This is a genomic window from Methylobacterium crusticola (assembly GCF_003574465.1).
Taxonomy (GTDB): domain Bacteria; phylum Pseudomonadota; class Alphaproteobacteria; order Rhizobiales; family Beijerinckiaceae; genus Methylobacterium; species Methylobacterium crusticola.
In genome coordinates this window covers 20,467-32,820 of sequence record NZ_QOWC01000029.1, presented here as the reverse complement: position 1 = coordinate 32,820, position 12,354 = coordinate 20,467, and the positions used below count along the sequence as shown (strand labels likewise).

Below are 12,354 nucleotides of genomic sequence, written 5' to 3'. Positions count from 1 at the left end.
GTCCGCGGCCGTGGCGAGGCCGCCCGAATCGCGTTCGCGTGATCGGGCGCGGCCCCGCCCTCAGGCGGCGAAGTCGGGTTCTTCGCGAGCCAGCACCCGCTTCACGCTCTCGAGGTGCAGGCGGGCGCTCTCGGCGTCCCCGTCCCGCATCTGCGCGTAGGTCCTGGCCGCCACCGCCTCGGGCACCGGCCGCACGGGGCGGCCGGTGCTCATCGCCTTCACCTGCACCTCGGCCGCCCGCTCGAGGTAGTAGAGGTCGTCCCAGGCCTCCGCGATGCTCGGGCCCACCACCATCACGCCGTGGTTCTTCAGGAACACCACGTCGGCCTCCCCCATGGCGGCGGCGATGCGGTCGCCCTCGCGCTCGTCGAGGGCGAGCCCGTTGTAATCCTCGTCCACGGCGGTGCGGCCGTAGAACTTCAGGGCCGTCTGCCCGGCCCAGACCAGCGGCGGGCCCTCGGTCATGCTGAGCGCCGTCGCGTTCGGCATGTGGGTGTGGAAGGCCGCCGTGGCCCGGGGCATCCGGGCGTGCAGCCGGGCGTGGATGTAGAAGGCGGTCGCCTCCGGCCGGCCCTCGCCCGCCACCACGTTGCCGGCGAAGTCGCAGATCAGCAGGCGCGAGGCCGTGATCTCCCGGAACGCCCAGCCGTAGGGGTTGACGAGGAACAGGTCGTTCGTGCCCGGCACCAGGGCCGAGAAGTGGTTGCAGATGCCCTCCTCGAAGCCGAGCCGCGCCGCCATCCGGAAGCAGGCCGCGAGGTCGATGCGCGCCTGCACCACCTCCTCGCCGTCGAGGCGGGCGTTGCGCAGGGTCGCGGGGGCGGAGGGGCGTGTCAGCTCGTGGGCCATGGAGTTCTCCGGCACGGACGCGAGGCCCGCATTGAGCCGGAACGCGGGCGTCCTGCCAAGCCGGCATCCCGGGCCGCCGCGCAAGCCGCCCCGCGGCCGCGCCGCGGGTCCTCAGCCCACCTCTTCCGGCTCCGGGCCCCGGGTGACGTCGAGCCCCTTGGCGTCGCCCTTCGCCCCGCCGGCCTTCGTCACCGTGCGCTCCGGCGCCTTCAGCGCCACGGTCGCGCCGGTGCGGGCAGCCTCGTAGATCGCCTCCATGAGGATCTGGTCCTGCAGGCCCTCCTCGCCGGGCGTGCGGGGCTCGCGGTTCTCCAGGACGCAGGTCGCCATGTGGTCGAGCTCGAGGGCGAACTGGTTCCTCGCCCCGAGTACCCGCTCCTCCCGGGCCACGGCCTTGCCCTCCCGGTGCGTCAGGATCAGGCGCTGGCCCTCGTACGCGAAGGCGTTCTGGAGCTGGATCGCCCCGCTCTCGCCCTGGACCGTGAGGGTGCGGGTCTCGTGCGCGCCGTAGCTCGTCGAGCACAGGGCGAGGGCGCCCGAGGGGAAGCGCAGCGTGAAGGCGACCGTCTCCTCCACCTCGCGGTAGAGCGGATCCTCGGCGGAGTGGATCTGCGCCTGGACCGAGACCGGCTCCTCGCCGGTCAGCGCCCGCACCCCGTTCAGGCAGTAGAGGCCGATATCCGGCAGCGCGCCGCCGCCCGCGAGGGCCTTGCGCATCCGCCACTGCTCGGGGAGGCTCATGGTCTGGGTGTTCACGGCCTCGATGAGCTTGACCTTGCCGTGCTTGGCCCCGCGCACCAGCCGCACGACCTCGCGGTTGTGCGGCTCGTACTGGCAGCGATAGGCGATCATCAGCTTGACCCCCGCCTGGGCGCAGGCGTCGATCATCGCCCGCGCCTCGGCGGCCGAGGCCGCCATCGGCTTCTCGCAGAGCACGTGCTTGCCGGCGCCGGCCGCGGCGATCACCTGGTCGCGGTGCACGGCGTTCGGGGTCACGATGTAGACCGCCCGCACCTCCGGGTTCCGGGCCAGGGCGTCCCAGCCGTCGTAGCCGTAGACCGCCTCGGGCCGGATGCCGTACTGCGCGGCCACCACCCGGGCCTTCTCGGGGCTGCCCGACATCAGCGCCACCGGCCGCGCCTTGCGGCTCTCCCCGAAGGCCGGGAGGATCTCCTCGAGCGTCAGGCGCCCGAGCCCGACGACGGCGAAGCCCACGCGCTCGCCGGGCGGCAGCGGGGCCGGGGGCGGGGGCGCCGGCCGGTCGGCGGGCCCGCGCCAGTTCGGAAACGTGACCCGCCCGTTCTCGACCTTGCCGGTATCCACCGGACCCTGGGGGCCGGGCGCCGCCGCGGCGCCGCCGATCCCCGCCAGGGTGGCGCCCCCGGCCACCATCAGGGACCGGCGCGAGAGGGTGAGGACGTCGTCCGGCATGAGGCTCCGCTCGTCGGTTCGCGGTGTCAGAGCCTTCGCAACGTGCCCCCGGAACCACGGTTCCGGGCGCGGCCGGGGGACGCAGCCCGGGGGCCGGCTCCGTCGGCCCCGCCGGGCGCGGGCGCCGGCCTCCGGCTACTCGCCCGCCATCATCTCGGGCGAGAAGTGGCCGCACCAATCCTGGGCCGACACCACCGGCCAGAGCCCGTGCCCCTGCGGCTCCGGCTGGCTCACGGGCGGGTTGAAGCGGCACAGGCCCTCGTCGCCCTGGGCGGCGGCGCCGTTGAGCTTGTGGTCGTCGAAGTAGCGGCAGCTCCGGCAAGCCGCTGAGGGGTTCGTCGCCATGCTGGTGTCTCCCGAGGCTGGTGATTTAGAAAGCTTCCAATCAACCCTTCAACCCCGGGCGGCGCAGGGCGGTTCCCTTGCCGGGGCGGGGCCGGCGATGCGGCACTCGACCACGGGACGGCGGCCCCCGCGCGCTTGAACAAAACACGAACGGCCGCCATGGTGCCGGCATGGACGAGACCCTGGCGAAGAAGCTCGGCATCCTGGCCGATGCGGCGAAGTACGATGCCTCCTGCGCCTCCTCCGGGGCGCCGAAGCGCAAGGCGGAGCCGGGCGGACTCGGCTCGACCACGGGGGCGGGCATCTGCCACGCCTACACGCCGGACGGGCGCTGCGTCTCGCTGCTCAAGATCCTGCTCACCAACTACTGCCTGTTCGACTGCGCCTACTGCGTCAACCGGCGCTCCTCGAACGTGCGGCGGGCGAAGTTCTCGGTCGAGGAGGTCGTCACCCTCACGGTCGAGTTCTACAAGCGCAACTACATCGAGGGGCTCTTCCTGTCTTCGGGCATCATCCGCTCGCCCGACCACACCATGGAGCAGCTGATCCGGGTGGCGAAGTCCCTGCGCCAGCGCCACGGCTTCCGGGGCTACATCCACCTGAAGACGATCCCGGAGGCGAGCCCGTGGCTCATCGAGCAGGCGGGCCTCTACGCCGACCGCCTCTCGATCAACCTCGAATTGCCCACCGAGGCGAGCCTGGAGCGCCTGGCACCCGAGAAGGACGGCGCCGCCATCGAGACCGCGATGGGCCAGATGGGCGAGCGCATCGCCGAGGCCAAGGCCGAGCGCCGGCGCTTCTCGCCCGCCGGGCAGTCGACGCAGGTCATCGTCGGCGCCGATGCCAGCACCGACGAGGCGCTGATCCGCACGAGCGCCCGCCTCTACGGCGCGTTCGGGCTGCGGCGGGTCTACTACTCGGCCTTCAGCCCGATCCCGGACGGCGCCGCGATCCTGCCGCTCAAGGCCCCGCCGCTCCAGCGCGAGCACCGGCTCTACCAGGCGGACTGGCTGCTGCGCTACTACGGGTTCTCCCCCGACGACGTCGCGCAGGCGACGGAGTCCGGCATGCTCGCCCTCGACGTCGACCCGAAGCTCGCCTGGGCGCTGCGCCACCGGGCGAGCTTTCCCGTCGACGTCAACCGGGCGGACCGGGAATTGCTGCTGCGGGTGCCGGGCCTCGGCGTGCGAGCCGTCGACAAGATCGTGGCCGCGCGCCGGCACGCCCGGCTTCGCCTCGACGACGTCGGCCGCCTGACCTCCGGCCTCAAGCGCGCCCGGCCGTTCCTGGTCGCCGCCGACTACACCCCGGCCCGCCTCGGCGACCGGCTCGACCTGCGCGCGCGCCTCGCCGAGCCGCCCCGGCAGCTGAGCCTGTTCGGGTGACGCGCGCGGCCCCCGAGCCCGGGCCGGGCCCGGTCCGCCTCGGGCCCGGGGCCGACCTCGCGGGCTTCCGCGCGGCCGCCCGGCGCCTCGTCGCCGCGGGAATCGAGCCCGCCGCCGCGGTGTTCGTGAGCGGGGAAGCGCCGGCGCTGCTCGGCGAGGCCCCGGCGGCCGGGACGCTTTGCTGCGGGGAGGCTCCGCCCCTGGCGCTGCCCCGCGCGGTCGCGGGCCTGATCCCGGCGGTGATCCCCCACCGCGACCCCGAGCGCTACGGCCTCCTCTACCGCCTGGTCTGGCGGGTGGTGCGGGGCGAGCGGCACCTCGCCGAGATCGCCAGCGACCCCCTGGTCCACCGGCTCGCCCTGATGCGCAAGGCGGTGGCGCGCGACCTCCACAAGATGCACGCCTTCCTGCGCTTCCGCCGCGCCGCCGGGGCCGGGCCGCGGGAGCGCTTCGTCGCCTGGTTCGAGCCCGAGCACCACATCCTGGCCGAGGCCGCGCCCTTCTTCGTCGCCCGCTTCCCCTCCTTCGACTGGTCGATCCTGACCCCGGACGGCTCGGCCCACTGGGACGGCGCGGCCCTGCGCCTCGGCCCGCCGGGCCGGCGCGAGGACGCGCCGGCCGCGGACGCGTTCGAGGCCGGCTGGTGCGGCTACTACGCCAGCACCTTCAACCCGGCCCGCACCAACCTCGCGGCGATGCGGGCCGAGATGCCGAAGAAGTACTGGCGCAACCTGCCGGAGACGGCCGCGATCCCGGGTCTGGTGCGCGGCTCGGTGACCCGGGTCGCCGCGATGATCGAGCGGGAGCCCGCCGCGCCCGCCAAGCGCGTTCCCGCCCGGGCCCTCGCCGCCATGGCCGACCGGGAGCCGGGCTCCCTGGAGGCCCTGAACGCGATCATCCGGCGCGCCGAGCCCCTGGTGCCCGGCGCGACCCAGGCCGTGCTCGGCGAGGGCCCCCTCGGCGCCGCGATTGCCTTCGTGGGCGAGCAGCCCGGGGACCAAGAGGACCGCCTGGGCCGGCCCTTCGTCGGGCCGGCCGGGCAGGTGCTGATGCGCGCGATGGCGGAGGCCGGGATCGACCGCTCCGCCTCCTACCTGACGAACGCGGTCAAGCACTTCAAGTTCGAGGCGCGGGGCAAGCGCCGCATCCACCAGAAGCCGACCGCCGGCGAGGTCGCCCATTACCGCTGGTGGCTCGACCGCGAGATCGCCCTCGTGGCCCCGAGGCTCGTGGTGGCGCTCGGCGCGACCGCGGCGCTGGCGCTGACCGGCCGCCAGGTCCCGATCACCCGGGCGCGGGGCCCGCTCGCGCTCGAGGGCCGTCCCTGCCGCGGCTTCCTGACCGTCCACCCCTCCTACCTGCTGCGGCTGCCCGACGACGCCAAGGACGAGGCCTACGCGGCGTTCGTCGGCGACCTCCGCCGGGCGAAGGCGCTCGCGGCCGAGCCGCACTGAGCCCGAGGGCGCCCGCTACCGGGAAGCGCACGTCAACGGGAAGCGCTCTTGGCCGGCTCGTCCGGCGCCTGGACCTTGCTGCCGTCCCGCAGGGTCGCGGGCGGGGCCAGCACGATGCGCTCGTGGCCTTCGAGCCCGTCGCGCAGCTCGATCGTGGTGCCGTAGTCGCGCTCCACCTCGACCTTGCGCAGCTGGACCGTCTGGTCGTCCTGCACCACCGCCACCTGGAGGCCGTTCTGGTTGAACACCAGCGCCTCGGCCGGGACCTTCACGCGGGGCTGCTCCCGGGGCACCGCGAGGGTGACCGAGACGTAGAGGCCGGGCCGCAGGAGGCCGTCCGGGTTCGCCACGTCGACCTCGGTCACGAGGGTGCGGGAGGCGAAGCGGAGCGCCACGGAGCTGCGCGCCACGTGGCCGGCGAAGCGGCGCCCGGGCATCTGCGGGACCGCGACCTGCGCGGCGATGCCGTCGCGCACGCCGACGGCGGCGTTCTGGGGCACCTGGACCGAGACCCTGAGCACGTCGTCGCGGTCCATGGTGAAGAGGGGCGTGCCGGTGCCCTGGTCGGCGTTGACGAGGTTGCCGACCTCGACGTTGCGGGCCGTGACGACGCCGTCGAAGGGCGCCGTCACCCGCTCGAAGGCGGTGAGCGCCCGCAGGCGGTCCACCGTGGCGCCCTGGGCCTTGAGGTTGGCCTCCGCCACCTTCACGCCGGCCTCCGCGGCCGCCAGGGTGGCGCCCTGGGTCAGCACCCCGGCCTGGGAGGTGTCGGCGTTCTGCTTGCTCGCCCAGCCCTGCACGGCGAGGGTCGAGGTGCGGGAATTCGTGACGTTCGCGAGGTTCAGGCTGGCGCGGGCCTGGTCGACGCTGGCGCGGGCCTGGACCAGCAGCGCCTGCTGCTGGCCGAGCTGGGCCTCCGCCTGGGCGAGCTGCTGGTCGAGGTCGGGGGCGCCGATCCGCAGCAGGAGGTCGCCCCGGCGCACCCGCGTGCCGATGTCGGCCCGGCGCTCGGCGACGTAGCCGGTGGCGCGGGCGAAGATCGCCGTGGTCTCGAAGGCCTCGGTCTGGCCGGGCAGCGTCAGCTCCACGGGCTTGTCGGCGAGCTCGGCTCGCACCGTGCGGACCTGGGGCACGAAGTCGAGCGTCCGGCGCTGCGTCTGCGCGGCGGCGGCGCTCTTCTGCCAGTGGCCGTAGGCGCCCCAGCCGAGGAGGGCGGCGAGCACGAGGGCCGCCAGCACGAAGCCGCGCTTGCGCGGCGGGGGCGGCACGGCGCGGGGGGACCCGCCCGCCTCTCCGGGTGGCGCGTCCTCCCCGCGAGGGCGCTCCCGGTGCGGGTCCTGCCGGTGCGGGTCCTGCCGGTGCGGCCGGTCCGGGCCCGCATCCTCCCGGCCCGCGTCGTCCCGGCGGGCATCCTCGTGGCGGGCATCGTGGTCGCGCGGCGCGCCCGCCGCGCGCGCTCCACCCTCCGGGTGGTCGTCCGTCGGGTGTCTCATGCGTAGTCCTCGAGGCGCCGCACGGGCGCGCGCCGCAGCAGGGTGTACAGGTAGGGAACGAAGACCAGCGTCGAGACCGTCGCCACCGCGATGCCGCCGAGCACCGCGCGGGCGAGCGCCGCGTTCTGCTCCGAGCCCTCGCCGAGCCCGAGCGCCATCGGGATCAGGCCGATGAACATCGCGCCGGCGGTCATCAGCACCGGCCGCAGCCGGGTCTCGCCGGCCGCGATGGCGGCCTCGACCGCGTCGCAGCCCGTGGCCTCCCGGTGCTCGCGCGCGAAGGTGACGAGCAGGATCGAGTTCGCCGAGGCCACGCCCACCGACATGATGGCGCCGAACAGGGACGGGATCGAGAAGGTCGTCCCGGTGATGAACAGGCTCATGACGATGCCGCAGAAGGCGAGCGGCAGGGCGGCCAGCACCACGAACGGGTCGCCCCAGCTCTGGAAGTTCACCGCCATCAGGAGGTAGACGGCCACGAGCGCGATGCCGAGGCCGATCTCCAGGCGGAAGAAGGCGGAATCCATGGCCTCGATCTGGCCGCGCACCACGATCCTGTCGGGGGCCGGGAGGCCCCGCTGCTCCTCCTGCACGATGCGGTCGATCTCCCGCCGCACGGTGCCGAGGTCGCTGTCCTGCACGCTGGCGTAGACGTCGTAGGTCGGCTGGGTGTTGACGTGGTTGACCACCGTCTGCTCGGAGACGCGGTGGAAGGTGGCGACGCTCGAGAGCAGCGCCAGCACCCCGGGCTGGGTCCCGGTCGCCCCGGTCACGAAGAGCGGCGTGTTGCGCAGGGCCGTGAGCGAGTCGTTGCGGTATTCCGGCGTCTGCACCCAGAGCTGGTAGGGGATCCCGGTCTTCGGGTCGGTCCAGAAGTTCGGGTTCACCTGGTAGCTGCCGGCCAGCGAGACGTTCACGCTCTGGGCGATCTGCTGCTCGGTGAGCCCGATCTCCGAGGCGAGCCGGCGGTCGACGTCGACGAAGAATTGCGGCGCGTCGGTGATCTGGTGCAGGTGCACGTCGACGAGGCCGCGCACCCCCGTGAGGCGGCGCTCCAGGTTCCGGGCGACGGCGAGGTCCTTCTCGGCGTTGCGCCCGCTGACCTGCACGTCGATCTGGGCCAGCGTGCCGAAGTTGAGGATCTGCGTGATGATGTCGGCCGGCTGGAAGTAGAACATCACCTCCGGGAACGACGCGCGCAGGCGCTCGCGCAGGGCCTTCTGGTAGACCGAGATCGGCTTGTGCTCGCCCTTCAGGGTGATGAGCATCTGGCCGTCGTTGTAGGCGACGAACGAGGCGTCCAGGAACGCGAAGTTGTAGTTCGTGGCCGGCAGCCCGATGTTGTCGAGGATCATCCCGAGCTCGTCCTCGGGCACCACCTCGCGCACCACCTGCTCCACCTCGGCGAAGACCTGCTCGGCGGTCTCGATCCGCATCCCCGGCCGGGTGCGCACGTGCAGGGTCATCTGGCTCGACTCGATCTGCGGGAAGTAGTCCTGGCCCACGAAGGTGAACAGGATCCCGCTGAGGCCGAGCACGGCGAGCACCGTCGCGGCCGTGGCGAGGCGGTGGCCGATCACCACGTGCAGGAGCCCGACGTAGCCGCGGTGGAAGCGCGCGAAGCGCGCCTCGAACCCGGCCCGGAACCGGCCGGCGAGGCGCAGGAGCGGCGCGCCGGCCCGCGCGAGCCCGCGGCCGAGGGCCGCGCGCGCCCGCCCGGCCCTCGTGCGGGGCGCCCCGGCGGCGGGGCGCTCCGGCTCCCCGGGACCGCCGTGGTGGGCGGCGTATTCCCGCGCCACCAGCACGTCGATCAGGATCGGCACCAGGGTGCGCGACAGGAGGTAGGAGGTCAGCATCGCGAACACCACCGCCATCGCCTGCGGGGTGAACAGGTAGCGGGGCGTGTCGGTGAGGAAGAACACCGACACGAAGGCCGAGCAGATCGACAGGGTCGAGATGAGCGCCGGCTTGGCGATGCCGGCCGCGCCCTCCACCACCGCCTTGCGGAAGGGCTCGCCCTCCTCGAACAGACGGTAGGTGTTCTCGATCGCCACCGTGGCGTCGTCGACCAGGATGCCGACCGCGAGGGCGAGGCCCCCGAGCGTCATGATGTTGATGGTCTCGCCGAGGGCGGCCAGGACCGCGAGGGCGGTGAGGATCGAGAGCGGGATCGAGATCAGCACCACGATGGTGGAGCGCCAGGACCCGAGGAAGAGCAGGATGGTGAGCCCGGTCAGCCCGGCCGCGATCACGGCCTCGCGCACCACGTCCTTGATCGCGTCCGAGACGAAGACGGACTGGTCGAACAGCGTCTCGATCCGCATCCCCTCGGGCGCCGCGGCCCGGATGTCCGGCAGCGCCCGCTTGACGTTGTTGACCACCTCGAGGGTCGAGGCGGTGCCGTTCTTGAGGATCTGCATCAGCACGGCGTGCTGGCCGTCCGAGCGCACCACGTTGATCTGCGGCGGCGCCCCGTCCCGGACCTGGGCCACGTCGCGCACCAGGATCGGCTGGCCCGCCACCACCCGGACCGGGATCTGGTTGAGGGCCTCGACCACCTCCGGGGTGGCGTTGAGGCGGATCGGGTACTGCTGCTCGCCGATCTTGGCGAGGCCGGAGGGGACCGTGAGGTTCTGGGCCGTGATGGCGTTGGTGACGTCGAGGGGCGTCAGGCCGGTGGCCTGGAGGGCGTGCAGGTCGAGGTCGACCATCACCTGCCGGGGGGCGCCGCCGTAGGGCGAGGGCAGGGTCGAGCCCGGCACCTGGGTCAGGCGCTGGCGGATGCGGTACTGCCCGTAATCGAACACCTTGGTCAGGCTGTCCTTGTCGGAGGACAGGGCGAGCTGGATCACCGGCACGGCCGAGGCCGAGAAGCGCATGATCACGGGCGGCTGCACGCCCGGCGGCATCACCGCCCGGATCGAGTTCATCGCCGACACGACCTGGGTGATGGCGAGGTCGATGCTGACCGACTTGTCGAAGTAGATGCGCTCGGTGGCGACGCCCTGGAGCGTCGTGCTCTCCATGCGCTGGATGTTGTTCACGTTGTTGGAGAGCGCGAACTCGCTGTAGGTGGTGATGCGCTGGGCCATCTCGGTGGTGTCGAGACCCGTATAGGTCCAGACCACCACCACGACCGGGATGTCGACCGCCGGCAGCACGTCCTTGGGCGCGACGATGATGGCGCCGGCTCCGCCGAGAACCATCAGGATCGCGAGCACGTAGAAACTGATCCGAAACTTCAGCGCGTACTGGACGAGGCCCATTCATCTCTCCCGACGCACGAGAACGGGCCGGGACGACCCGGCGTTGCACGGCCGTTCTCGGTCCTGGCGTCGCAGGCCCGCGCCCGCACCGGGATAGATGCAAGGATCGTGGGACCGGCAAGGTCGGCGGGGCGGCCGCGCGTTCAAGCCTGCGTGAGAACCGGCCGCGGCGCCGGGCGCGTCGACGAACGGCCGCCGCCGCCGTAAAGCATCCGCGGAGACACGGGAGGACGCCATGACCCTCACAGCCGAGCACCTCGACGCCCGCACCATCCTCCCGGCCGACGGCTGCGCCGGCGCGCTCGTGGGCCGGGCCTGGCGCCCCGACGCCGGGGGCCCGAGCGTCGTGGCGGTGCGCCCGGGCCAGGACGGCGCGCCCGCCCTCGTCGACGTCACGGCGGCGTTCGCGACGGTCCGCGACCTCTGCGAGGCCGGCGACCCCGCCGCGGCCCTGCAATCCGCCCCCGGGGAGCCCCTGGGGAGCCTCGACGCGGTGCTGGCCAACACGCCGCCCGGGGCGCGCGACCCGGGCCGGCCCTGGCTCCTCGCGCCGGTCGACCTCCAGGCCGTGAAGGCGGCCGGGGTCACCTTCGCGGTGTCGATGCTGGAGCGGGTGATCGAGGAGCGCGCCCGCGGCGACGCCGACGCCGCGGCGGCGATCCGGGGCGAGGTCGAGCGCCTCGTCGGCAGCGACCTGCGGCGCCTGCGGCCGGGCTCGCCGGAGGCGCGCGACCTCAAGGCGGTGCTGGTGGCGCAGGGCGCCTGGAGCCAGTACCTCGAGGTCGGCATCGGGCCGGACGCCGAGATCTTCACGAAGGCCCAGCCGCTCTCGTCGGTCGGCTGCGGCCAGGATGCCGGCCTGCACCCGGATTCGCGCTGGAACAACCCGGAGCCCGAGGTGGCCCTCGCGGTCGCCTCGGACCAGCGCATCGTCGGGGCGATGCTCGGCAACGACGTCAACCTGCGCGACTTCGAGGGCCGCTCGGCGCTGCTCCTCGGCAAGGCGAAGGACAACGCGGCCTCGTGCGCCCTCGGGCCGTTCCTGCGGCTCTTCGACGGCGGCTTCACCCTCGACCACGTCCGGCGGACCGTGGTCGGCCTCGAGGTCGACGGGGAGGACGGCTTCCGCCTCTCGGGCACCTCGCCGCTCTCCGAGATCAGCCGCGACCCGGCCGACCTCGTGGCGGCCATGATGGGCGCGACGCACCAGTACCCGGACGGCGCGGTGCTGTTCCTCGGCACGATGTTCGCGCCCGTCGAGGACCGGGGCGCGCCGGGCCAGGGCTTCACCCACAAGGTCGGCGACCGGGTCACGATCCGCTGCCCGGAGCTCGGCGCCCTCGTGAACCGGATGCGGCTGTGCGGGGATTGCGAGCCCTGGACCTTCGGGGCGGCGGCCCTGATGCGCAACCTCGCGGCCCGCGGCCTGCTGCTGCGCTGAAGCCTCCGGGCACGGGCGGGCCGGCGCGGGCGAGCGCGTCAGGTCAAGAATTGAGGGCGGCGCGGATTGCACCGCGATCGGGTGCCGCCCTAGGGTCGCGCCGGTTGCGGGCGGGAGAGGCGGGCCGGATGGCACGGAGCGAGAAGCAGAAGATGCTGGCCGGGGAGCTGTACCGGGCCGCCGACGCGGAGATCCAGGCCGACGCGGCCGCCGCCAAGGCCTGGATGGTGCGCTACAACGCGTCCCTCGGCCTGCCGCCGGCGGAGCGCCGCGCGCTCCTCGCCGAGCGCCTCGCGGCGGTGGGCGCCGACGCGGTCATCCGGCCCCCGTTCTTCTGCGACTACGGGACCAACATCTCCATCGGGGACGGCGTCTTCCTGAACTTCAACTGCGTGATCCTCGACGTGGTCGCGGTCTCGATCGGCGACGGCACCCAGATCGGGCCGCTGGTGCAGATCCTCACCGCCGACCACCCGCGCGACCCCGAGGAGCGCCGCGCCGGCCTCGAGTTCGGGCGCCCCATCCGGATCGGGCGCAACGTCTGGATCGGCGGCGGCGCCATCCTGACGCCCGGGGTCACGGTGGGGGACGACGCCATCATCGGGGCGGGCAGCGTCGTCACCCGCGACGTCGCGGCCGGCGCCACGGTGGTGGGCAACCCGGCCCGGCCGGTCGCCCGCAGGGCCTGAC

9 protein-coding genes are annotated in these 12,354 nt (G+C 73.6%); 4 read left to right on the top strand and 5 right to left on the bottom strand.

Going from position 1 to position 12,354, the window contains the following annotated elements; all coding sequences use genetic code 11:
* Positions 1-60 precede the first annotated feature (60 nt).
* The 3 genes from DT057_RS15010 to DT057_RS15000 all read right to left on the bottom strand — a co-directional run bounded on the left by DT057_RS15010 (position 61) and on the right by DT057_RS15000 (position 2,625).
* Complete coding sequence (locus tag DT057_RS15010; protein ID WP_128562908.1) at positions 61-849, bottom strand: aldolase; 789 nt, start codon at positions 847-849, stop codon at positions 61-63.
* Between the two features lie 111 nt (positions 850-960).
* Positions 961-2,280 carry a Gfo/Idh/MocA family protein gene (locus DT057_RS15005; RefSeq protein WP_128562907.1) on the bottom strand — a complete coding sequence of 440 codons (1,320 nt, stop codon included), beginning with the start codon at positions 2,278-2,280 and terminating at the stop codon, positions 961-963.
* 135 nt (positions 2,281-2,415) lie between these two features.
* Positions 2,416-2,625: a hypothetical protein gene (locus DT057_RS15000; protein ID WP_128562906.1), complete on the bottom strand. Its 210-nt coding sequence runs from the start codon at positions 2,623-2,625 to the stop codon at positions 2,416-2,418.
* 170 nt (positions 2,626-2,795) lie between these two features.
* On the opposite strand from DT057_RS15000, the gene DT057_RS14995 reads away from it, so the two are divergent.
* Together DT057_RS14995 and DT057_RS14990 are read left to right on the top strand one after the other, a co-directional pair.
* Positions 2,796-4,010 carry a putative DNA modification/repair radical SAM protein gene (locus tag DT057_RS14995; RefSeq protein ID WP_128562905.1) on the top strand — a complete coding sequence of 405 codons (1,215 nt, stop codon included), beginning with the start codon at positions 2,796-2,798 and terminating at the stop codon, positions 4,008-4,010.
* Entirely contained in the window at positions 4,007-5,464 is a 1,458-nt protein-coding gene (locus DT057_RS14990; protein WP_128562904.1) for a UdgX family uracil-DNA binding protein, read from the top strand. The genes DT057_RS14995 and DT057_RS14990 overlap by 4 nt, the downstream gene beginning before the upstream one ends.
* 32 nt (positions 5,465-5,496) lie before the next feature.
* Here DT057_RS14990 and DT057_RS14985 read toward each other — a convergent pair whose 3' ends face one another.
* Both DT057_RS14985 and DT057_RS14980 read right to left on the bottom strand, forming a co-directional pair.
* The gene (locus tag DT057_RS14985) at positions 5,497-6,957 is read right to left on the bottom strand and encodes an efflux RND transporter periplasmic adaptor subunit (protein ID WP_128562903.1); all 1,461 of its coding nucleotides are present in this window, start codon (positions 6,955-6,957) and stop codon (positions 5,497-5,499) included.
* Positions 6,954-10,223, bottom strand: coding sequence for an efflux RND transporter permease subunit (locus tag DT057_RS14980; RefSeq protein ID WP_128562902.1), 3,270 nt, complete (start codon positions 10,221-10,223; stop codon positions 6,954-6,956). Before DT057_RS14980 ends, DT057_RS14985 begins: the two co-directional genes overlap by 4 nt.
* A 235-nt stretch (positions 10,224-10,458) precedes the next feature.
* On the opposite strand from DT057_RS14980, the gene DT057_RS14975 reads away from it, so the two are divergent.
* Complete coding sequence (locus tag DT057_RS14975) at positions 10,459-11,664, top strand: fumarylacetoacetate hydrolase family protein (protein ID WP_128562901.1); 1,206 nt, start codon at positions 10,459-10,461, stop codon at positions 11,662-11,664.
* Positions 11,665-11,792: 128 nt separating this feature from the next.
* Positions 11,793-12,353: a maltose acetyltransferase domain-containing protein gene (locus DT057_RS14970; RefSeq protein WP_128562900.1), complete on the top strand. Its 561-nt coding sequence runs from the start codon at positions 11,793-11,795 to the stop codon at positions 12,351-12,353.
* Position 12,354: the final 1 nt, after the last annotated feature.

What these genes read in the sequence shown, in the direction of transcription:
- DT057_RS15010 (WP_128562908.1), bottom strand. Translation starts at nt 849, where the DNA reads ATGGCCCACGAGCTGACACGCCCCTCCGCCCCCGCGACCCTGCGCAAC.
- DT057_RS15005 (WP_128562907.1), bottom strand. Translation starts at nt 2,280, where the DNA reads ATGCCGGACGACGTCCTCACCCTCTCGCGCCGGTCCCTGATGGTGGCC.
- DT057_RS15000 (WP_128562906.1), bottom strand. Translation starts at nt 2,625, where the DNA reads ATGGCGACGAACCCCTCAGCGGCTTGCCGGAGCTGCCGCTACTTCGAC.
- DT057_RS14995 (WP_128562905.1), top strand. Translation starts at nt 2,796, where the DNA reads ATGGACGAGACCCTGGCGAAGAAGCTCGGCATCCTGGCCGATGCGGCG.
- DT057_RS14985 (WP_128562903.1), bottom strand. Translation starts at nt 6,957, where the DNA reads ATGAGACACCCGACGGACGACCACCCGGAGGGTGGAGCGCGCGCGGCG.
- DT057_RS14980 (WP_128562902.1), bottom strand. Translation starts at nt 10,223, where the DNA reads ATGGGCCTCGTCCAGTACGCGCTGAAGTTTCGGATCAGTTTCTACGTG.
- DT057_RS14975 (WP_128562901.1), top strand. Translation starts at nt 10,459, where the DNA reads ATGACCCTCACAGCCGAGCACCTCGACGCCCGCACCATCCTCCCGGCC.
- DT057_RS14970 (WP_128562900.1), top strand. Translation starts at nt 11,793, where the DNA reads ATGGCACGGAGCGAGAAGCAGAAGATGCTGGCCGGGGAGCTGTACCGG.